Source organism: Enterobacter sp. DSM 30060, assembly GCF_013375955.1.
In the GTDB taxonomy this organism is placed as follows: domain Bacteria; phylum Pseudomonadota; class Gammaproteobacteria; order Enterobacterales; family Enterobacteriaceae; genus Enterobacter; species Enterobacter intestinihominis.
On the sequence record NZ_CP056118.1, the window covers coordinates 2416709 to 2437775 of the forward strand.

22 protein-coding genes and 3 tRNA genes are annotated in these 21067 nt (G+C 54.7%); 16 read left to right on the forward strand and 9 right to left on the reverse strand.

What is annotated here, in order from left to right:
- The first annotated feature begins 15 nt into the window (after positions 1-15).
- A complete protein-coding gene (locus tag HWQ15_RS11530; protein ID WP_022646969.1) occupies positions 16-753 on the forward strand; it encodes a response regulator transcription factor in 738 nt (245 codons plus the stop codon).
- The gene (gene bglJ / locus HWQ15_RS11535) at positions 750-1385 is read left to right on the forward strand and encodes a DNA-binding transcriptional activator BglJ (RefSeq protein ID WP_032625381.1); all 636 of its coding nucleotides are present in this window, start codon (positions 750-752) and stop codon (positions 1383-1385) included. Before HWQ15_RS11530 ends, bglJ begins: the two co-directional genes overlap by 4 nt.
- Positions 1386-1422: 37 nt before the next feature.
- Here bglJ and HWQ15_RS11540 read toward each other — a convergent pair whose 3' ends face one another.
- Positions 1423-1881 carry a YbaK/EbsC family protein gene (locus HWQ15_RS11540; RefSeq protein WP_022646971.1) on the reverse strand — a complete coding sequence of 153 codons (459 nt, stop codon included), beginning with the start codon at positions 1879-1881 and terminating at the stop codon, positions 1423-1425.
- Between the two features lie 328 nt (positions 1882-2209).
- On the opposite strand from HWQ15_RS11540, the gene HWQ15_RS11545 reads away from it, so the two are divergent.
- A complete protein-coding gene (locus tag HWQ15_RS11545; protein WP_006810218.1) occupies positions 2210-3556 on the forward strand; it encodes a PTS cellobiose transporter subunit IIC in 1347 nt (448 codons plus the stop codon).
- A gap of 77 nt (positions 3557-3633) precedes the next feature.
- Here the strand turns inward: HWQ15_RS11545 and fhuF are convergent, their stop codons facing one another.
- Together fhuF and HWQ15_RS11555 are read right to left on the reverse strand one after the other, a co-directional pair.
- On the reverse strand, positions 3634-4422 hold the full coding sequence (fhuF, locus tag HWQ15_RS11550; RefSeq protein WP_063148734.1) for a siderophore-iron reductase FhuF: 789 nt from the start codon (positions 4420-4422) through the stop codon (positions 3634-3636).
- 95 nt (positions 4423-4517) lie between these two features.
- Positions 4518-5582, reverse strand: a complete 1065-nt coding sequence (locus HWQ15_RS11555; protein ID WP_023305406.1) for a GGDEF domain-containing protein — start codon at positions 5580-5582, stop codon at positions 4518-4520.
- 216 nt (positions 5583-5798) lie between these two features.
- Here HWQ15_RS11555 and HWQ15_RS11560 point away from each other — a divergent pair, with 216 nt between their 5' ends.
- Complete coding sequence (locus HWQ15_RS11560; protein ID WP_026080652.1) at positions 5799-6068, forward strand: DUF1435 domain-containing protein; 270 nt, start codon at positions 5799-5801, stop codon at positions 6066-6068.
- Positions 6069-6110: 42 nt separating this feature from the next.
- On the opposite strand, the gene HWQ15_RS11565 is transcribed toward HWQ15_RS11560, so the two are convergent.
- The 4 genes from HWQ15_RS11565 to rsmC form a co-directional block, all read right to left on the reverse strand.
- A tRNA-Leu gene (locus HWQ15_RS11565) sits at positions 6111-6197 on the reverse strand.
- A gap of 32 nt (positions 6198-6229) precedes the next feature.
- A tRNA-Leu gene (locus tag HWQ15_RS11570) sits at positions 6230-6315 on the reverse strand.
- A gap of 28 nt (positions 6316-6343) precedes the next feature.
- Positions 6344-6430 (reverse strand) — tRNA-Leu (locus tag HWQ15_RS11575).
- 144 nt (positions 6431-6574) lie between these two features.
- Positions 6575-7603, reverse strand: a complete 1029-nt coding sequence (rsmC, locus tag HWQ15_RS11580) for a 16S rRNA (guanine(1207)-N(2))-methyltransferase RsmC (protein ID WP_032625390.1) — start codon at positions 7601-7603, stop codon at positions 6575-6577.
- 102 nt (positions 7604-7705) lie between these two features.
- On the opposite strand from rsmC, the gene HWQ15_RS11585 reads away from it, so the two are divergent.
- The 8 genes from HWQ15_RS11585 to HWQ15_RS11620 all read left to right on the forward strand — a co-directional run bounded on the left by HWQ15_RS11585 (position 7706) and on the right by HWQ15_RS11620 (position 14073).
- Positions 7706-8119 carry a DNA polymerase III subunit psi gene (locus HWQ15_RS11585; protein WP_022646978.1) on the forward strand — a complete coding sequence of 138 codons (414 nt, stop codon included), beginning with the start codon at positions 7706-7708 and terminating at the stop codon, positions 8117-8119.
- Positions 8088-8531 (forward strand): ribosomal protein S18-alanine N-acetyltransferase, encoded by a 444-nt coding sequence (gene rimI, locus HWQ15_RS11590; RefSeq protein ID WP_022646979.1) that lies wholly within the window; start codon positions 8088-8090, stop codon positions 8529-8531. The genes HWQ15_RS11585 and rimI overlap by 32 nt, the downstream gene beginning before the upstream one ends.
- Before the next feature lie 19 nt (positions 8532-8550).
- Complete coding sequence (yjjG, locus tag HWQ15_RS11595) at positions 8551-9228, forward strand: pyrimidine 5'-nucleotidase (RefSeq protein ID WP_022646980.1); 678 nt, start codon at positions 8551-8553, stop codon at positions 9226-9228.
- A 92-nt stretch (positions 9229-9320) separates the two neighbouring features.
- Positions 9321-10910, forward strand: coding sequence for a peptide chain release factor 3 (prfC, locus tag HWQ15_RS11600; protein ID WP_006810210.1), 1590 nt, complete (start codon positions 9321-9323; stop codon positions 10908-10910).
- A gap of 304 nt (positions 10911-11214) precedes the next feature.
- Positions 11215-11832 carry a molecular chaperone OsmY gene (osmY, locus tag HWQ15_RS11605; RefSeq protein ID WP_022646982.1) on the forward strand — a complete coding sequence of 206 codons (618 nt, stop codon included), beginning with the start codon at positions 11215-11217 and terminating at the stop codon, positions 11830-11832.
- A 125-nt stretch (positions 11833-11957) separates the two neighbouring features.
- On the forward strand, positions 11958-12119 hold the full coding sequence (locus HWQ15_RS11610; RefSeq protein ID WP_003856556.1) for a DUF1328 domain-containing protein: 162 nt from the start codon (positions 11958-11960) through the stop codon (positions 12117-12119).
- A gap of 122 nt (positions 12120-12241) precedes the next feature.
- Positions 12242-13294 (forward strand): patatin family protein, encoded by a 1053-nt coding sequence (locus tag HWQ15_RS11615; RefSeq protein WP_023299272.1) that lies wholly within the window; start codon positions 12242-12244, stop codon positions 13292-13294.
- Positions 13291-14073, forward strand: a complete 783-nt coding sequence (locus HWQ15_RS11620) for a TatD family hydrolase (protein ID WP_063215972.1) — start codon at positions 13291-13293, stop codon at positions 14071-14073. The genes HWQ15_RS11615 and HWQ15_RS11620 overlap by 4 nt, the downstream gene beginning before the upstream one ends.
- Here the strand turns inward: HWQ15_RS11620 and HWQ15_RS11625 are convergent.
- Positions 14068-14928 (reverse strand): YjjW family glycine radical enzyme activase, encoded by an 861-nt coding sequence (locus tag HWQ15_RS11625; protein ID WP_063148736.1) that lies wholly within the window; start codon positions 14926-14928, stop codon positions 14068-14070. The genes HWQ15_RS11620 and HWQ15_RS11625 overlap by 6 nt on opposite strands.
- Positions 14903-16438, reverse strand: coding sequence for a YjjI family glycine radical enzyme (locus HWQ15_RS11630; protein WP_063148737.1), 1536 nt, complete (start codon positions 16436-16438; stop codon positions 14903-14905). The genes HWQ15_RS11625 and HWQ15_RS11630 overlap by 26 nt, the downstream gene beginning before the upstream one ends.
- 263 nt (positions 16439-16701) lie before the next feature.
- Here HWQ15_RS11630 and deoC point away from each other — a divergent pair, with 263 nt between their 5' ends.
- The 4 genes from deoC (at position 16702) to deoD (ending at position 21026) form a co-directional block, all read left to right on the forward strand.
- Entirely contained in the window at positions 16702-17481 is a 780-nt protein-coding gene (gene deoC / locus HWQ15_RS11635) for a deoxyribose-phosphate aldolase (RefSeq protein WP_038415274.1), read from the forward strand.
- 100 nt (positions 17482-17581) lie between these two features.
- Positions 17582-18904, forward strand: coding sequence for a thymidine phosphorylase (gene deoA, locus HWQ15_RS11640; RefSeq protein WP_063148738.1), 1323 nt, complete (start codon positions 17582-17584; stop codon positions 18902-18904).
- Between the two features lie 53 nt (positions 18905-18957).
- Entirely contained in the window at positions 18958-20181 is a 1224-nt protein-coding gene (gene deoB, locus HWQ15_RS11645) for a phosphopentomutase (RefSeq protein ID WP_003856540.1), read from the forward strand.
- A 125-nt stretch (positions 20182-20306) separates the two neighbouring features.
- Positions 20307-21026, forward strand: a complete 720-nt coding sequence (deoD, locus tag HWQ15_RS11650; protein ID WP_003856538.1) for a purine-nucleoside phosphorylase — start codon at positions 20307-20309, stop codon at positions 21024-21026.
- The last annotated feature ends 41 nt before the right edge of the window (positions 21027-21067 follow it).

Here is a 21067-nt window from a genome sequence, read left to right on the forward strand (position 1 = left end):
TGACAGGGAGGGTCTATGTTGCCATTGAATGGTAAACACGGAGTGGTGATCAGCAGAGTACCGGTTATGCAAAATGGGTTAGGTGGCGTCATGTCGCGTCATTTTCCCGATTTTGAGATAACGTACTGCCGTTCGATGCAGGAGTTGACGTTATTACAATTGCGTCGCGCTGGGGTCGTTATTGCCGATATTTCGGGTGAGTATCGTAATCCACGCGGCACGCTTGAGCAATATTATGGGTTAATGAATCAGTACCGGGATATTCACTGGATATTCCTCGTTTCGCGCCCCCTTTATCCACTTGCAGTAGAGCTTCTTATGCGTCCGGAAAGCACGCTGCTTTCGGATATGGAACCCATTGAAGGCGTAATTAACGCTATTCGCGCGGGGAGTGAACGTGCCGAGCGAATAAGCCAGACGTTATTGATACCGGAAAATCCTGATATTGAAGAGGAGAGTGAGCAAATGATTGCGCTTACCCACTCTGAACGCAAGGTGTTGCGTTTGTTAGGTAAAGGTTGGGGAATCAACCAAATAGCCACGCTACTTAATAAAAGTAATAAAACGATCAGTGCACAGAAAAACAGTGCAATGCGTCGCTTATCACTTCGCAGTAATGCCGATATGTACGCGTGGATAAGCAGTACCCAGGGAATGCGAGAACTCAGTTTAATGTCGGCTTATGGAGAGTTTGAGGAATGGAAAAGACCACTGCAACAAAACATATCGCCGTCATCGAAAGCTGCTCAATGAGCGCTATGGGGCTGAAGCATCTTTTTGCGATGCCCGCCCTGAGCCATTACCAGGTGCACCTGTTTGCCAGATTTGACAACTTCAAAGCGGCGCTCTCGGAAATCTCATTCTTTGCCGTAATTTATTCATTGTCCGATGAGCGTGAGGAGCGGCGAAACTGTCTGGCCTGTTTGCGGGATCTCACCTTCACCCACAGCGACGTCAAGCGTATCGTGCTGGCCTCTGATGAAATGGAGGCGAGACTGGTCAGCCATCTTTCGCCTTCTCGCTTACATGGAATTATCAGTAAATCGGTTCCGCTGAAGCAGTTAATGGAGGGGCTGGAGACATTACTCAGCGAAACGCATCACGTGAACGACAACGTGTACAATCACTGGTGTGTGAGCCAGCATCGTATGCTAAGCCCAACTGAAAGGGCGATTCTGCGATATATGTCATCGGGTTTTTCGATCCCTGAAATTGCGGCACAGCTTGAACGCAATATCAAAACCATCCGGGCGCATAAGTTTAACGCAATGGTAAAGCTGGGCGTCAATTCTGATGTGGGATTACTGGATGCGGCAGATATCCTGGCGCATCTCCCGGTCAGGGAAATACGCCGTTCCGCTCTCACCGTTCCTTCTTTCTCGTAGTGTTAAGTGATGCGCCAGAATTTTTCTGGCGCAACGTTCAAATACAGACATCAACCCATTTTGCTGCGGTCAGTTCCGCCATTCTGTCGGGCGATATACGCACCGCACTGTGGATGGCGCCCGCTGCGGGTAACACTTCGGCGTACTGTTTTAAAGTGATGTCACAGTAAACAGAGAGCGGATTTTCCAGTCCAAAAGGGCAGACGCCGCCAACAGGATGACCCGTCAGGGTTACTACCTCATCGCAGCTGAGCATGCGGGCTTTTGCGCCGAATGTCTCTTTGAGCTTTTTGTTATCCAGACGCGCATCGCCTTTTGCAACCACCAGAATCACATCATTTTTAATTTTCAGTGACAGCGTTTTGGCAATTTGGCCGGGTTCAACGTTGTGCGCGGCAGCAGCAAGGGCAACAGTCGCTGTGCTTTGGTTAAGCTCGATGATTTCTATATCCGGAGCGTGTTCGGCGAAAAACTGCTGTACAGACTGCAAACTCATTGATTCCTCCTGACAAATATCTTCCGTAATCTGTCATAAGAATTTAGTCGCTGTAAATATCCCTTAAGTAACAAATATCCGTCAGGGGCGATTTCTGGATCGCCTTCACATTCACAGAAACCGGTTACAGTAACCGGTTGCAGAGCGTGATGCAGAGATTAATACTGAGTGTGTAACTTCCCCTGTATCTAATAATAAGAGCTAATTATGAAACCATTCCGTTTGAGCAGTACCGCAGGTACACGATCCGGCAAGGTTGTGACGCTGATGTATGGAACAACGTGTGACGTGAGAACGTCCGAAACGAACGTCTGACAGGAGATCTGCTATGTCTGCCAACCATGCTGCATTTAATCTGATTTTCCGCTTCGTTGAAAATTATGTCAGCCCTATTGCCGGGCGCATCTCTTCCCAGCGTCACGTTATGGCGATTCGTGACGGGTTCATCTCGGCAATGCCGTTTATGATTGTCGGGTCGTTTTTATTAGTGTTCGCTTACCCACCTTTTTCGCCAGATACCACCTGGGGCTTTGCCCGCGCCTGGCTGGATATGGCGAAGCAGTTTGAAGGTCAAATTCTGACGCCGTTTGATATGACGATGGGGGTGATGTCCCTCTATATCTGTGCGGCTATCGCCTACAACCTGGGCAAACATTACGTTAAAACCCATCAGCTGGATCCGTTCATGTGCGCGATGCTGTCGCTGATGGCGTTCCTGCTGGTCGCCGCCCCTAAAACCAAAGGCGCCTTACCGGTTGATAGCCTTGGAGGCACCGGGATTTTCACCGCTATCCTGGTGGCGATTTACTGCGTTGAGATGATGCGTTTCCTGAAAGCACATAATATCGGGATCCGCCTGCCAGACCAGGTTCCGCCGATGATCAAAAACTCATTTGACCTGCTGATCCCGGTGCTGGTGGTAGTGCTGACGCTCTATCCGCTGAGTCTGTTGATCCAGTCGCAGTTCGGTATGCTGATCCCACAGGCCATCATGTCGATATTCAAACCGCTGGTCTCTGCGGCGGACTCGCTGCCAGCGATCCTGCTGGCGGTGCTGATTGGCCACCTGCTGTGGTTTGCCGGGATCCACGGTGCAGCGATTGTATCGGGTATGCTGCAAATGTTCTGGCTGACGAACCTGGGGGCGAACCAGACCGCGCTGGCGGCGAGCCTGCCTTTACCACACATCTTTATGGAAGCCTTCTGGACGTTCTTTATTGTGATCGGTGGGTCAGGAGCGACGATGGGGCTGGTGTTCTGTTACCTGCGTAGCCGCTCCGCGCACCTGCGCTCCATTGGACGCCTGAGCGTGGTGCCAAGCATTTTCAATATCAATGAACCGGTGATTTTTGGTACGCCGATTGTGATGAACCCGGTGTTCTTTATTCCTTTCCTGCTGGCGCCGATGGTCAATGCCGTGCTGGCATGGGCAGCGATGAAGTTTGATCTGATTGGCCGCGTGATTTCCGTTGTGCCGTGGACGGCACCGGCTCCGGTTGGTGCCGCCTGGGCGCTGGGCTGGGATTTCCGTGCAGCCATTCTGGTGCTGGTTTTGGCCTGCGTTTCCGCCATTATCTATTTCCCGTTCTTCAAGGTGTACGAGAAACAGTTGCTTCAGCAGGAAGCGGAAGAAGCACAGCGTAATGGGGAAGAGGAAAATCAGCAGGTAGCCTAGATAAAAGCAAAACGGCAACGCAGGTTGCCGTTTTTAGTGTTTGTTCCCTCTCTCTGCGGGTTTCAGGCAGGGCCAGACTACTTAAGCGTGCAATCGCCGCACTGCTGGACATCCGGCAGACGGTAGCGCTGACAGCAGGTACGACGCACCAGAAGTCCCTCACGCGGAACCACGGTGCGGTAAAGAGGGTTATCCCGCCCATCCGACAGCTGTCTGGCAAAGAAACAGCTCTGACGCAGCGCATCCACTTTCTCGTCGCCGAGCAGCGGCTTCATCTCCGTTAAATACCAGTGGATAAGATACCCGGTATTACTCCAGATCAGTTTGCCGTTGATCTCCCCCGTCGCTTTCAGCGCATCAATGACCGGAACCAGCGCTCTTGTAATCAACCGTTCCATACGCGCCTGCGCTGACAGGTGACTCGCGCTCGGATCTTCGTGTACATCAATCCAGAAACAGGCGGCGCGTCCGGTCTCATGGAATTCGACGTGGAAATGTTCCGACGAGAGATCGAGCATCGTTTCCTGGGTCAACAGGGCCAGCATGACAGGCGGCACCATCAGCCCGATATACCATTGTGCCCAGAGGGAAAGCAGCGGTTTATTTTCCCGCGCCAGCGTCGGTTGGTTACGATAAATATGGTCGGAATAGGTTGCCAGCAGTGACCGCAGCTCGGCAGGTCGTTGCCACTGAGTCAGCGTCAGAGCATGATGCGGCGGTGCTTCATCCAGTTTGATGAAATCCAGCAGATGGGCGCGTGTTACGGCGATTTTTTCCCGAATGGCATCCGCGAGCGTCGTTTCTCCGGCGGAGAGTGGAGCTCGCCAGAGCAGTGGCTCAACGATGTGTGCGGTACGAGTCGCCATAGTGTGGATTACAAATCTAAATGATAATGATTGCCAATCCTAACTATAGATAAAACCGAGCGCAAGCGTTTTATCCTGGCGCTGTGAAGGCGGTTTCAGGCGATATGAAGCTCGTCGCTCAGCAGAATGCTGTTGCGTCCCATATGCTTGGCTTCATAGAGGGCTTTATCGGCTTTCGCCAGTGCGCCATCAACGTCTTCACCTTCGAACATGGCTATGCCAATGCTGATGGTCACGTTAGTGGCGACGCTTTCGTTAAACATGTGGGGGATTTTGAGATCGTAAACCTTCTGACGTATGCGTTCAGCTGTCTGGCGCGCTTGCTCCAGTGGGATGTTACTTAACAGCACCATAAATTCTTCCCCGCCAAACCGGGCGACAACATCGCGTGAGCGCACGGCGTCGCGGATCGCAGCCGAGACCCTGATCAAGGCCTGATCGCCCATCATATGGCCGTAATGATCGTTGTAGGCTTTGAAATGGTCGATATCCATCAGCAGCACAAAGTGCTCGCCAGCGTCAGGCCTGGGGAGGTTCTCAAGCCGGCTTTGCAGCCCGCGACGGTTATATAGGCCGGTGAGCGGGTCCATCATGCTGAGATCGGTCAGGGTTTCACGCTCTTCGAGCAGTTCGGAAAGCAGCTCTTGGGCGAAACGGTCATTACGCCGCTGAAGAACATGATGGATACCAATGGCGACCACCGGCAGCGCGAAAAAATAGGCCATTCTCAGCCAGTTTTCGGACGGGCTAAGCCACAGGCAGGATATAAAAGCGGGAAATGAATGTAACGTAAAGGCTTTAATATTACTGGCGAAAGCCAGAGACCCTATAAAAAGCACTGTTAATAGCGCCATCATTAAATAGGTTGCGTGATCGTGCGTTATTAACAGAAATTTTGAGACGATCTGCCATGCCCATAAAAACCCAAAAATAGCTGAAACAGCAGGGATATTTATTTTTCGCGTGCTATTTTTCCAGTGCCAGATAAGTAAGCCAGTGCTGGCAGTCAATACGGCAAACAGGGGGACTGATAACACACGAACGGAATAGAGAGGGTTTGTTACCGAGAACAATGCTGATGCAGCGTTCAGAAATAAAAATAAACGTAAAGAAAGCTGATATTTCTTGTTGACTAAGGACAGCCAGGATTGTGATGTCATATGCGTGCGTTTTTATTAAAAATCAATTAAAACAATGAGCAAGGTGTTGTTATGTATTATTGGTCGCTACAAAATTGAATTTTTATTATCAGAAAAACGTTATCGGAAGTTAACAGGTGGGCAATTTATCACCTTACACATTCTCTGTCATTATGGGAAAGCAATTGCTGGCGCAATTTCTTACGTCGCATGCTGACAAGTGATAATTACTATCATATGATACTGGTTATCATTATCAGTGCGAGAGGTGAAACCATGTTGAGCAAAGCGCTGGGAAGTGGGTGGGGAATATTGCTGCCTGGTTCCATTATCGGTGGGCTGATGTTTGCCGATCTTCCCATTGATGTCTGGAAAGCAATGATTGTTTCGGGCTTGCTGGTGACATCCGCGATGATCTGGCACAAACAGTTACGGCATTACGTGCTGTTGCCATCATGCGTTGCGCTAATCAGTGGACTGCTGGTGATTCTGATGAGTTTGAAATAAAAGGGAAAAAAAAGAGGTACTGCTGAAGGGATGTAAGATAATTGGTGCGAGGGGGGGGACTTGAACCCCCACGTCCGTAAGGACACTAACACCTGAAGCTAGCGCGTCTACCAATTCCGCCACCTTCGCACAGTCATCTTACTGGTTTGATATCGCCTCGTTGGTGCGAGGGGGGGGACTCGAACCCCCACATCCTAAGGACACTAACACCTGAAGCTAGCGCGTCTACCAATTCCGCCACCTTCGCCCAGTGCGAGCAATATCAACGTGATTTATGGTGCGAGGGGGGGGACTTGAACCCCCACGTCCGTAAGGACACTAACACCTGAAGCTAGCGCGTCTACCAATTCCGCCACCTTCGCATACCATCGACACTGTAAAAGTATCGTAACCACGGAGGCGCATTCTAGATGTTTTCAGCTTTACGTCAACAGAAAATTGCGCACGTTGTTTTGATTGCTGCAAAAATGGGCGATGGCAGCGTCAGCCATCGCCGGGCAGGGGAATTACTTTTTCGCCTGGCGCGTCATCACGGTGCGATACACCTTAAAGCGGCCTGTCTGGGCGATTACTTCGTGGAAGCCGAAGGTTTCATCCAGCACTTTCGGATACGCCAGGAAGGCATTCGCCACAATACGTAGCTCACCGCCGCTGTTAAGGTGACGGGTTGCGCCACGGATCAGCGTTTGCGCCGCTTCAAGGCTGGTCTCCATCCCGTCGTGGAACGGCGGGTTAGAGATGATCATGTCAAAGCGACCGGTCACGTCGGAGAAGACGTTGCTGGCAATCACTTCGCCTTCAATGCCATTCGCAGCAAGCGTGGCGCGGCTGGCTTCTACCGCCGGGGCGCTCACGTCACACAGGGTTAAACGCACTTTTGGTGAGTGGCTGGCGAGAACCGTTGACAGCACGCCCGCGCCACAGCCGACATCCAGCACCTTGCCCTTGGTGTGCGGCGTCAGGGTGGACAGCAGCAGCTTGCTGCCCGTATCAAGCGCGTCACGGCTAAACACACCCGGCAGGGTTTTAATGGTCAGGCCGTCAAGCTGGTACTCGTCCCAGAAGGTGTTGGCATCAAAAGTGGTCTGTTTTTCCAGACGGCCATGATACAGGCCGCAGCGTCGGGCGCTGTCGATTTTCGTCAAGGGCGCGTAGCCTTCGAGCATCTGCTCTGCGCTTCGCACCCCGCTGCGGTTCTCACCGACGACAAAAATATCGCAGCCGACCGGCAGCAGAGAAAGCAGGTTCATCAGCTGGAACTGGGCTTCCGGTTTGTTCTTCGGCCAGTAGTAAATGAGCGTATCGCAGTCAGCAATATCGCTCTGCTCCGCCACAAGGCTAAAGCGTGCGCGCTCGCCCATCTGGCGGCTCAGCACCTGCCAGTGGTGGTAGTATTGGGTGTGGGCACGGCTTTCAGCACAGTCGAAACGTGCGGGCAGGTCATCCTGCATATCTCCGGCAAACAGAATACGGCTTTCTTCGAAATCATCACTGTGACGCAGCAAGACTTCACTTGCCGGGGTAAATGCAGACATGAATTGTTCCTCAATAAACTCAGGCGGGGATTATAGTAGGTAGATGGCGCAGTTTCGACACATTTGCTATATTTGCGCGCCTGAGAGACAGGAGTTTTCGCTATGACATCCCGACGAGACTGGCAGTTGCAGCAGCTGGGCATCACCCAGTGGGCTTTGCGTCGCCCGACGGCGTTGCGGGGCGAAATAGCCATCTCCATCCCTGCGCATGTCCGCCTGGTGATGGTGGCAGAAGCGCCGCCTGCCCTGAACGAACCCCTGATTGAGGATGTCCTTCGCACCCTGAAGGTGACAAACGATCAGGTATTACAGCTGGCGCCCGAAAGCGTCGCGATGCTTCCCCCTGACAGCCGCTGTAACAGCTGGCGAATCGGGGCGGTGGATGAGCTACCTCTTGAAGGAAGCCAGATCAGCTCGCCAGCGCTGGACGAACTGAAAGCCAACCCAAAAGCGCGTAGCGCGCTATGGCAACAAATTTGCGAATATGAACACGATTTCTTCCCTCACGACGGCTGACCTGGCCACCGCGTTCGCGATTGAAACACGCGCCCATGCCTTTCCGTGGAGCGAAAAGACGTTTGCCAGCAATCAGGGCGAACGCTATTTAAATCTCCGCCTGGACGTTGACGGTGCGATGGCCGCGTTCGCCATCACGCAGGTCGTTCTGGACGAGGCGACGCTGTTTAATATCGCGGTCGATCCCGCTTACCAGCGCCGCGGGCTGGGCAGGGATCTGCTTGAGCACCTCATTCGTGAGCTGGAAACCCGTGACGTTTTCACCCTGTGGCTGGAGGTGCGCGCGTCCAATGTCGCCGCCATCGCGCTCTATGAAAGCTTAGGCTTCAACGAGGCGACTATCCGCCGTAACTACTACCCCACCGCAGAGGGACGTGAAGACGCCATTATCATGGCTCTGCCGATTGGATAACGAAAATAAGGTTGTAACGATGAAATGGGACTGGATTTTCTTTGATGCCGACGAAACGCTGTTTACGTTTGACTCGTTCGGCGGCCTACAGCGGATGTTTCTCGACTATAGCGTGACGTTCACCGCGGAAGATTTTCAGGACTATCAGGCGGTGAACAAGCCGCTGTGGGTGGATTACCAGAACGGAGCCATCACCGCGTTACAGCTTCAGCATCAGCGTTTTGACGTCTGGGCTGAACGGTTAAACATCAGTCCTGGGGTGCTGAACGAGGCCTTCCTGAATGCGATGGCGGATATCTGCGCGCCGCTGCCCGGCGCCGTTTCTCTGCTGGATTCGCTGAAAGGGAAGGTGAAGCTTGGGATCATCACCAACGGCTTTACCGCGCTTCAGCAGATCCGCCTTGAACGCACTGGCTTGCGCGATCATTTCGACGCGCTGGTGATCTCCGAAGAGGTAGGCGTGCCGAAGCCGGATCCGCGTATTTTCGATTATGCGCTGGCGCAAGCGGGCAATCCTGACCGCGATCGCGTGCTGATGGTGGGGGATACGGCAGAATCTGATATTCTGGGAGGTATGAGATCGGGCCTGTCGACCGTCTGGCTGAATGCGCATGGCCGCACGCTGCCGGAAGGCATCGAGCCGACCTGGACCGTTACGTCATTGAACGAACTGGAGCAGCTCCTGTGTAAACAATGATTGCCTGCCCCCTGTTGATGGGTAAAATAGCCGCATTTTTCGTATTCCATGATGCGCGGCCTGCTGCCGCGCTTACCTAAGAAGAATTGATTATGACGTTGTCTCCTTATCTGCAAGAGGTGGCCAAACGCCGCACTTTTGCCATTATCTCGCACCCGGATGCCGGTAAAACGACCATCACCGAGAAGGTGCTGCTGTTCGGACAGGCGATCCAGACCGCGGGTACCGTTAAAGGCCGTGGCTCCAGCCAGCATGCTAAATCCGACTGGATGGAGATGGAAAAGCAGCGTGGTATTTCGATTACCACCTCCGTGATGCAGTTCCCGTATCATGACTGCCTGGTGAACCTGCTGGACACCCCGGGGCACGAAGACTTCTCCGAAGATACCTACCGTACCCTGACGGCGGTGGACTGCTGCCTGATGGTGATCGACGCCGCGAAAGGTGTTGAAGATCGTACCCGCAAGCTGATGGAAGTCACTCGTCTGCGCGATACGCCGATCCTCACCTTTATGAACAAACTCGACCGTGACATCCGTGATCCGATGGAGCTGATGGATGAAGTGGAAAACGAGCTGAAAATCGCCTGCGCGCCAATCACCTGGCCGATTGGCTGCGGCAAGCTGTTCAAAGGGGTTTACCACCTCTATAAAGACGAAACCTACCTGTATCAGACCGGTAAGGGCCACACTATTCAGGAAGTCCGCATCGTGAAAGGGCTGGACAACCCGGAGCTGGACGCCGCTGTCGGTGAAGAGCTGGCCGCGCAACTACGCGATGAGCTTGAGCTGGTCAAAGGCGCCTCTCACGAGTTCGACAGAGAACTGTTCCTGAGCGGTGAAATTACCCCGGTCTTCTTCGGTACTGCACTCGGCAACTTCGGCGTTGACCATATGCTCGACGGTCTGGTTGAGTGGGCCCCGCAGCCGATGCCGCGTAAAACCGACACCCGCGAAGTAGAAGCGAAGGAAGAGAAGTTCTCCGGCTTCGTCTTTAAAATTCAGGCCAACATGGACCCGAAACACCGTGACCGCGTCGCCTTTATGCGCGTGGTTTCCGGTAAGTACGAAAAGGGCATGAAGCTGCGTCAGGTGCGTATTGGTAAAGACGTAGTGATTTCCGACGCGCTGACCTTCATGGCGGGCGACCGTTCCCACGTGGAAGAAGCCTATCCGGGTGACATCATTGGTTTACACAACCACGGTACCATTCAGATCGGCGATACCTTCACGCAGGGCGAAATGATGAAGTTCACCGGTATCCCGAACTTCGCGCCGGAACTGTTCCGCCGCATTCGCCTGCGCGATCCGCTTAAGCAGAAGCAGCTGCTGAAAGGCCTGGTCCAGCTTTCGGAAGAGGGGGCTGTACAGGTGTTCCGCCCTATCGCCAACAACGATCTGATCGTGGGCGCGGTGGGTGTGCTCCAATTTGACGTGGTAGTTGCCCGTCTTAAGAGCGAGTACAACGTGGAAGCGATTTACGAATCGGTGAACGTGGCGACCGCGCGGTGGGTTGAATGTTCAGACGTGAAGAAATTCGAAGAGTTTAAGCGTAAGAACGAAGTTCAGCTGGCGCTGGACGGTGGCGATAATCTGACCTATATCGCCCCGACTATGGTTAACCTGAACCTGACGCAGGAACGTTATCCCGACGTTCAGTTCCGCAAAACGCGCGAGCATTAATTCCCTCACAGAGCACGGCAGCCGCCGTGCTCTTCTTTAATTCCAGTGTTATTAAACCCTTGCGGAATGTTCTTAATTCAACGTAATTTTTCGCTATTCGTTCGTTTTTTCCCCAATTCTGAATGCACCCCTCTGATTGTGATCTATATTTAACTCAGTGTTTAGCACCGGGCGTGGATGAATTAACTGTTCAATGCATGTCCACTGGTTCTCCATTTCGCCCGTGTGTTAATTCGCAATATATAAAACCAAGATTTAGGGAAGTATGTCGCCCAAATAACGGGCAAAACACAGGAATAAATCGATGAATATGACAAGACTGAAGATTTCTAAAACTCTGCTGGCTGTAACGTTGGGTAGTGTCCTGGTAAGCGGTTCTGCTCTGGCGGAATCCAGCACCATGGATAAAGCGCAAAATACCGCTAATACCGCAGGGGAAAAAATCGATAGCTCTATGAATAAAGTCGGTAATTTCATGGATGACAGCTCTATCACAGCAAAAGTGAAAGCCGCACTGGTGGATCATGAATCCATTAAGAGCACCGATATTTCTGTTAAAACCGACAACAAGGTTGTCACTCTGAGCGGTTTCGTTGAAAGCCAGACTCAGGCTGAAGAGGCCGTTAAAGTAGCGAAAGGCGTTGAGGGCGTAAGCTCTGTAAGCGACAAACTGCACGTACGTGACAGCAAAGAATCGTCGGTGAAGGGCTATGCCGGAGATGCAGCAACTACCAGCGAAATCAAAGCTAAACTGTTAGCTGACGACATCGTGCCATCCCGTATGGTGAAAGTTGAAACCACTGATGGTGTGGTCCAGCTGTCCGGTACGGTTGAGAACCAGGCACAAAGCGATCGTGCCGAGTCAATTGCGAAAGCTATTGATGGTGTGAAAAGCGTCAAAAACGATCTGAAAACGAAGTAAAGCAGTACCACTCGCCCGTCTGGCTGAAAACCGCGGGCGAAATAAAAACGACTCTGGAAAAGCCGGTGAGTGACCTGAGCGCTCACGTTTAGCGGCCGACATTAACTATGGTAAAGGAGAGGCTTATGTTTCGTTGGGGCATTATATTTCTGGTTATCGCGTTAATTGCCGCCGCATTGGGCTTTGGTGGACTGGCGGGTACCGCGGCATGGGCAGCGAAAATTGTTTTCGTCGTCGGTATTATTCTGTTCCTGGTCAGCCTGTTTACGGGTCGACGTCGCCCGTAGCAAACGCAATAGTTATTAAACAAACTCAAGCCAGTCCTCGTGACTGGCTTTTTCTCGTTTGAGAACCATCGGGAATGTGCGTTACTGTGTCTCATCAAAATAATGAAAACAGGAAGGCAGAGGTGGGGCAACGAATTCCCGTGACGCTCGGCAATATTGCGCCGCTGACGTTAAAACCGTTTCATGCAGGCCAGCTTGCTCTGGTCTGTGAAGGGGGCGGGCAGCGCGGTATTTTTACCGCCGGCGTGCTCGACGAATTTATGCGCGCGCAATTCAACCCGTTCGATCTCTACTTCGGTACCTCTGCCGGGGCGCAGAACCTCTCCGCCTATGTCTGCAACCAGCCCGGCTATGCGCGCAAAGTGATTATGCGCTACACCACCTCCAAAGAATTCTTCAATCCGGTACGCTTCGTGCGCGGCGGGAACCTGATCGATCTCGACTGGTTACTGGATGCCACCTCCAGCCAGATGCCGCTGGCCATGGATACCGCGTCACGACTGTTCGATACCGGCAAAGCGTTCTGGATGTGCGCCAGCCGTGGCGATGACTATTCACCGGGTTACTTTTCGCCGCAGAAAGAGAACTGGCTGGATATCATTCGCGCTTCCAGCGCGATCCCGGGTTTCTACCGTACCGGCGCGCTGCTGGAGGGGATAAACTATCTTGACGGCGGTATCAGCGACGCGGTGCCGGTACAGGAGGCCGCACGGCGCGGGGCGAAAACCATTGTGGTGATCCGCACGGTGCCTTCTCAGATGTATTACACCCCACAGTGGTTTAAACGGATGGAACGCTGGCTGGGCGACAGCAGCCTGCAACCGCTGGTGAATATCGCGAAGCAGCATGAAACCACCTACGGCGCGATGCAGCGTTTTATTGAAAAACCACCGGGCAAGCTGCGCATCTTTGAAATTTATCCGCCGAAGCCGCTGCTGAGCATGGCGCTGGGCAGTCGGCTGCCTGCGTTGCGTATGGATTACAAAACGGGGCGGCTATGCGGGCGATACTTCCTGGCGACCGTCGGGAAAATGCTGGCCGAGCAACCGCCTCTTCATCGGCATAAAAGCATCATATTGCCACCCGCTAGTGTGGCCAATGACGCGGTGGCGATGCCGCTGGTGGACGCGCCGCAGGCCAACGACGGCATACTCGATAACGAGGACCTGGCGTGACGCACTCTTTTATCGATACCCATTGCCACTTTGATTTCCCGCCGTTTAGCGGGGAGGAAACATCAAGTATTGCGCGTGCGGCTGAGGCCGGTGTGAGAGCCATTATTGTGCCTGCTATTGAAGCGGCGAGATTCGAGAAAGTCCTGGCGCTTGCCCGGGGTCACGATGCGCTGTATGCCGCGCTGGGTCTGCATCCGATCGTGATTGAGCACCATCTTGATGACCATCTCGACAGGCTGGATGCCACGCTGCAAAACGCGGATACGAAGCTGGTTGCCATCGGTGAGATCGGCCTCGATCTCTATCGTGAAGATCCGCAGTTTGAGCGCCAGCAGACGATCCTGGATGCGCAGCTCCGGCTGGCAAAGCGCCACGATCTGCCGGTGATCCTCCACTCCAGGCGTACCCATGACAAACTGGCGATGCACCTGAAGCGCATCGACGTGCCGCGCAGGGGCGTGGTCCATGGTTTCGCTGGAAGCCTTCAGCAGGCGCAGCGTTTTATCGAGCTGGGCTATAAAATTGGTGTCGGTGGCACTATCACCTATCCGCGTGCCAGCAAAACCCGGGATGTGATGGCGCAACTCCCCCTGTCTTCGTTCCTTCTGGAAACGGATGCCCCTGACATGCCGCTGAATGGTTTTCAGGGCCAGCCCAACCGCCCGGAGCAGGCGGCGCGCGTTTTTGATGTGCTGTGCGAGCTGCGTCAGGAGCCTGAAGATGTGATTGCCAGCGCGCTGCTGGAAAATACCCGCGCGGTCTTCGGCATCACGCTATAGATAAAGGGCCGGGCGGATCACCGTGATCTGCTGTCGTTCCAGGGCCTGCGCCAGCGGCTCGATGTCCTCCGGCGTGGCGCTCCGCCATCGCGCCGCCTCCCCGTAAACCCCATGGGCATGAAACGCGTTGATCCGCACCGGAACGTTCCCCAACGCGTGGATAAAAGCGGTCAGCGATGACAGATGTTGCAGATAATCACACCGATCGGGGATCACCAGCAGGCGCAGCTCCGTCAGGCGATGACGATCGGCCAGCCAGCGGATGCTCTGCTTGATCAGCGTGTTTTCGCGCCCGGTCAGAAAACGGTGATGTTCATTGCCCCAGGCTTTCAGATCCACCATCGCGCCGTCAAACACCGGTAACAGCTTTTGCCAGCCGGTTTCGCTTAACAGGCCGTTGCTGTCCACCAGGCACGTCAGATGGCGCAGGGACGGATCGGCTTTGATCGCGGTGAACAGCGCAACCACAAACGGCAGCTGCGTGGTGGCTTCACCCCCGCTGACGCTCACGCCCTCAATAAACGGCGCGGACGTGCGGATCCGTGAGAGGATCTCCTCGACGCTGTATCGCTGCGCCATCGGCGTCGCCTGCTGCTGACACAGGTGCAGGCAGGTATCGCACTGCTGACAGTGACTCTCCTGCCACCAGACGCGCCCGGCCTGAATCGTCAGCGCATCATGAGGACAGTGGGGAACACAGTCGCCGCAGTCGTTGCAGCGCCCGATGGTCCACGGGTTGTGGCAGGTTTTGCAGCGCAGGTTACAGCCCTGGAGGAACAGCGCCAGGCGGCTGCCCGGCCCGTCCACGCAGGAGAAGGGAATAACCTGACTAACTAAAGCGCATCTGCTGTTCATGGCTTATCACGCGTGGCTGACGTTCCAGAATACGGGTATTGCGCGCGGCCTCCTCGCCGAGCCAGGTGGTGTTGGTGCGCGAGCCGGCCTCCCGATATTTCTCCAGATCGGAGAGCCGCACCATATACCCGGTAACGCGCACCAGGTCGTTTCCGGCCACATTCGCGGTGAACTCACGCATACCGGCGTTGAACGCCCCCAGGCACAGCTGCACCACCGCCTGAGGATTGCGTTTAACCGTCTCATCCAGGGTGAGAATATCGCTGATCCCCGAATGATAATGTTTATGGTGCGGGGCTACGGCCAGCAGGTGGCTGATGGGATCTGGCTCGTCACCGTACGGCAGACGCGCCCCCGGCGTGGTGCCTGAATCAGAACTGATCCCTGACTGCGCGTGCAGCATCGCGCGGTGCTGCCAGCCGTGTTTCACCGGCGTGTTTTCAACGAACGCCGCCAGCTGTTCACTGATGCGGTAACCCAGCGCATTGGCCTGCTCGTTTTTACCGTACCGTCCCGTAATGCCTGCTTTCTCGCACAGCACGTTTACCGCTTCGGCCAGACCGTACATGCCAAACATCGGTACAAAACGATCGGCATCAATCAGCCCCTCTTTCACCAGGAAGCTATTCTCAAAGAAGCCGGATTGTTCATATAAAAAATCGCAGCGCGCATTGATGATCGCGATTTGTTGCTGGCAGTAGTGGGGAAGGGTACGGGTGAAAAAGTCTTCCGGTGAGCGGCTGTGCTCCGCAATCGCTTTCAGGTTAAGGCGCACCAGCGTGCTGCCGCCGCCCGCCAGCGGCAGGGAGTTGTAACAGCTCACCACGCCATAGCGACCTTTTGTGAAAATTTTATCATTTACCGGGCCATTGGAAATATGCGGCTTACTACACTCACAAATGTTTTTCGCCACGCTCAGCAGCAGATCGTCAGGGGTGACGTCCGGGTCGTAAATAAAGGTCAGGTTCGGCGCGACCTGCTTCAGCTCTGCGTCCGCTCGCAAAATGGCACGCGTGACGGGCGTATCCGCCGGGCCGATATTGGCATGCATAAAGGCATCGGGCAGGGTTCTGTCCAGGTAACGCCAGAAACGTTTTATTCGGCTATCGATTTCATCCTGTGTTAGAATTTTAACATATGGGTTGAGTATCTCATCGAGCTGACCCAGATAGACTGGCATCGATGTGACGGACGGAACATGGTGATAAAGGATAGTGAGCAGTGAGAGGGCATCATCCAGATCTTTCGCCCCTTCCAGCTCCAGCCATTCTGAGCCGTTAGCCAGAAATTTAGCGTAGTCCGGCAGCACGTAGCGCGGTTTGTAAGGCGCATGGCCTTCGAACATGTCGCAGATGTATCCCTCGTCCAGCGCGGCGCGGGCCGCCTCTGGCAGAGCGGGATAGAGCAGATTGTTCTCCGCTTCCAGCGCCAGAAAATGACGTTTTTGTTCCGGGGTTAACACCGGGCTGGTCACAATGTGCTGGCATCGTCGTTGCAGGGCGTCGGGCATGTTCAACTTCCTTGAGGGTTCTGCGGATGGTGAACGAATTGTAAGAAGCCAGCCTGCCGGGGCTTTTGATCCGACAGGGGGTATCGCTGCTTTTGTCGGCGGTTGACGCATGAAAGTTTGAAGAAGATCTCATTACAGTAATGCAAATTTGCACACAGTTTTCATTAACTGTGATGAATGTCGAAGTGTGGATGCGGGTGAATGTTAGAATACTCACAGACCCGCAAGGTAAAATTTATACGGCACTGCCGTTGGAGAATGTTATGACCGATTTAACTGCAAGCAGCCTGCGCGCGTTGAAACTGATGGACCTGACCACCCTGAATGATGACGACACCAATGAAAAAGTCATCGCCCTGTGCCATCAGGCAAAAACGCCAGTGGGTAATACCGCCGCCGTCTGTATCTACCCGCGCTTTATCCCGATTGCCCGCAAGACGCTGAAAGAACAGGGCACGCCGGACGTGCGCATTGCGACCGTGACTAACTTCCCGCACGGTAATGACGACATCGAGATCGCGCTGGCGGAAACCCGCGCGGCGATTGCGTACGGCGCAGACGAAGTTGACGTGGTATTCCCGTACCGCGCGCTGATCGCCGGCAACGAGCAGGTCGGTTTTGACCTGGTGAAAGCCTGTAAAGACGCATGTGCGGCGGCAAACGTGCTGCTTAAAGTGATCATCGAAACCGGCGAGCTGAAAGAAGAGTCGCTGATTCGTAAAGCGTCTGAAATCGCTATCAAAGCGGGCGCGGATTTCATTAAAACCTCTACCGGTAAAGTGCCGGTCAACGCGACTCCGGAAAGCGCGCGCATCATGATGGAAGTTATCCGTGATATGGGCGTGTCCAAAACCGTTGGCTTCAAACCGGCAGGCGGCGTGCGTACCGCAGAAGACGCGCAGCAGTTCCTGGCGATTGCCGACGAGCTGTTCGGCGCCGACTGGGCGGACTCCCGCCACTACCGCTTCGGCGCGTCCAGCCTGCTGGCCAGCCTGCTGAAAGCGCTGGGTCACGGTGACGGTAAGAGCGCAAGCAGCTACTAAGTTTGAATTGCCGGGTGGCGCTACGCTAACCCGGCCTACAGGATCGTAGGGCGGGTCAACATACCCGCCGCCATTCACCCGATTCCGCATGGAGGTTACCGTGTTTCTCGCACAAGAAATTATTCGTAAAAAACGTGATGGTCATGCATTAAGCGACGAAGAGATCCGCTTCTTTATCAACGGCATTCGTGATAACACCATCTCTGAAGGGCAGATTGCGGCTCTGGCGATGACCATTTTCTTCCACGATATGTCGATGCCTGAGCGCGTGTCCCTGACCATGGCGATGCGAGATTCAGGAACCGTTCTGGACTGGAAAAGCCTCCACCTCAACGGCCCTATTGTGGACAAACACTCCACCGGCGGCGTGGGTGACGTGACCTCCCTGATGCTTGGCCCGATGGTGGCAGCCTGCGGCGGTTACATCCCGATGATTTCCGGGCGCGGCCTGGGTCATACCGGCGGTACGCTCGACAAACTGGAAGCCATTCCGGGCTTCGATATCTTCCCGGATGACAACCGCTTCCGCGACATTATTAAAGACGTTGGCGTGGCGATTATCGGCCAGACCAGCTCTCTTGCGCCAGCAGACAAGCGTTTCTACGCGACGCGTGACATTACCGCGACCGTAGACTCCATCCCGCTGATCACCGCCTCTATCCTCGCCAAAAAGCTGGCGGAAGGGCTGGACGCGCTGGTGATGGATGTGAAAGTGGGCAGCGGCGCGTTTATGCCGACCTATGAACTCTCTGAGGCGCTGGCTGAAGCGATCGTTGGCGTTTCCAACGGCGCGGGCGTGCGCACCACCGCACTGCTGACGGACATGAACCAGGTGCTGGCGTCCAGCGCCGGTAACGCCGTTGAAGTCCGCGAGGCCGTGCAGTTCCTCACAGGCGAATACCGTAACCCGCGCCTGTTCGATGTCACCATGGCGCTGTGCGTTGAGATGTTAATCTCCGGCAAGCTGGCCAAAGACGACGCTGACGCGCGCGCGAAGCTTCAGGCGGTGCTGGACAACGGCAAAGCGGCGGAGATCTTTGGTCGGATGGTGGCGGCGCAGAAAGGCCCGACCGACTTCGTGGAAAACTACGCGAAATACCTGCCCACCGCGATGCTCAGCAAAGCGGTCTATGCGGACAGTGAAGGCTTTGTCTCGGCTATGGATACCCGCGCGCTCGGCATGGCGGTCGTGTCTATGGGCGGCGGTCGTCGTCAGGCATCGGACACCATTGATTACAGCGTCGGCTTTACCGATATGGCCCGTCTGGGCGACAGCGTTGACGGCCAACGTCCGCTGGTGGTGATCCACGCGAAAGACGAAGCCAGCTGGCAGGACGCGGCGAAAGCGGTGAAGGCGGCAATAACTCTTGACGATAAAGCACCGGAAACCACACCGACGGTCTATCGTCGTATCACTGAATAGCGGTATACTGATCTGATCGCATTTTTATGAAGCACTAAGTACGGAGAACAATTATGAAACGTGCATTTATTATGGTGCTGGACTCATTCGGCATCGGCGCAACCGAAGATGCAGAACGTTTTGGTGACGTGGGTTCCGATACCCTGGGTCACATCGCGGAAGCCTGTGCAAAAGGCGAAGCGGACAACGGTCGTAAAGGCCCTCTGAACCTGCCAAACCTGACCCGCCTCGGGCTGGTAAAAGCGCATGAAGGTTCTACCGGTAAAATCGCAGCCGGTATGGACGGAAACGCGGAAGTGGTGGGCGCCTACGCGTGGGCGCACGAGCTCTCTTCCGGTAAAGATACGCCGTCCGGTCACTGGGAAATCGCTGGCGTGCCGGTGCTGTTTGACTGGGGTTACTTCTCCGATCACGAGAACAGCTTCCCGCAGGAGCTGCTCGATAAGCTGGTGAAGCGCGCCAACCTGCCGGGCTACCTCGGCAACTGCCACTCTTCCGGTACCGTGATTCTGGATCAGCTCGGCGAAGAGCACATGAAAACCGGCAAACCGATTTTCTATACCTCTGCTGACTCTGTGTTCCAGATCGCCTGCCACGAAGAGACGTTTGGCCTGGATAAACTGTACGAGCTGTGCGAGATCGCCCGTGAAGAGCTGACCGAAGGCGGCTACAACATTGGCCGTGTTATCGCGCGTCCGTTTATCGGCGACAAAGCGGGTAACTTCCAGCGTACCGGCAACCGTCACGATCTGGCCGTGGAGCCACCGGCGCCGACCGTGCTGCAAAAACTCGTCGACGAGAAAGACGGCCATGTCGTTTCCGTAGGTAAAATCGCGGACATCTACGCTAACTGCGGCATCACCAAAAAGGTCAAAGCGACCGGTCTGGATGCGCTGTTCGACGCCACCATCAAAGAGATGAAAGAAGCGGGCGACAAGACCATTGTCTTCACCAACTTCGTGGACTTCGACTCCTCCTGGGGCCACCGTCGCGACGTTGCCGGGTATGCTGCGGGTCTGGAGCTGTTTGACCGCCGTCTGCCAGAGTTGATGGAGCTGGTGGGGGAAGATGACATTCTGATCCTGACCGCTGACCATGGCTGTGACCCGACCTGGACCGGTACCGACCACACCCGTGAGCACATTCCGGTGCTGGTGTACGGCCCGAAAGTCAAACCGGGCTCGCTGGGTCATCGTGAAACCTTCGCGGACATCGGCCAGACGATTGCGAAATACTTTGGTACGTCTGACATGGAATATGGCAAGGCTATGTTCTAAACGGATTGGGTGAGGCCTGATGCCCTCACCCCGACCCTCTCCCACAGGGAGAGGGAGAACAGAATGTAGGCCGGGTAAGGCGCAGCCGCCACCCGGCAAAAACAACAATGTAAAAGGAACTGAAGATGGCAACTCCTCACATTAATGCAGAAATGGGTGATTTCGCTGACGTCGTATTGATGCCGGGCGACCCGCTGCGCGCGAAACACATTGCAGAAACCTTCCTGGAAGACGTGCGTGAAGTGAACAACGTGCGTGGCATGCTGGGCTTCACCGGTACCTATAAAGGCCGCAAAATCTCCGTGATGGGTCACGGCATGGGTATCCCATCCTGCTCCATCTACACCAAAGAGCTGATCACCGATTTCGGTGTGAAGAAAATCATCCGTGTCGGCTCCTGCGGCGCGGTGCGCATGGACGTTAAGCTGCGTGACGTGGTGATCGGCATGGGCGCGTGCACCGACTCTAAAGTCAACCGCATTCGCTTTAAAGATCATGACTTTGCGGCCATCGCTGATTTTGACATGGTGCGTAACGCGGTTGACGCAGCAAAAGCGCTGGGCGTTGACGCGCGCGTGGGCAACCTGTTCTCTGCCGATCTGTTCTACTCGCCAGAAGGCGATATGTTCGACGTGATGGAAAAATACGGCATTCTGGGCGTAGAAATGGAAGCGGCCGGTATTTACGGCGTGGCGGCTGAATTCGGTGCGAAAGCGCTGACCATCTGCACCGTGTCTGACCATATCCGTACTCACGAGCAGACCACCGCTGCCGAGCGTCAGACCACCTTCAACGACATGATCAAAATCGCGCTGGAATCTGTTCTGCTGGGCGATAAAGAGTAAGAGCTGTTGTGCCGGGTGGCGGCCTCGCCTGACCCGGCCTA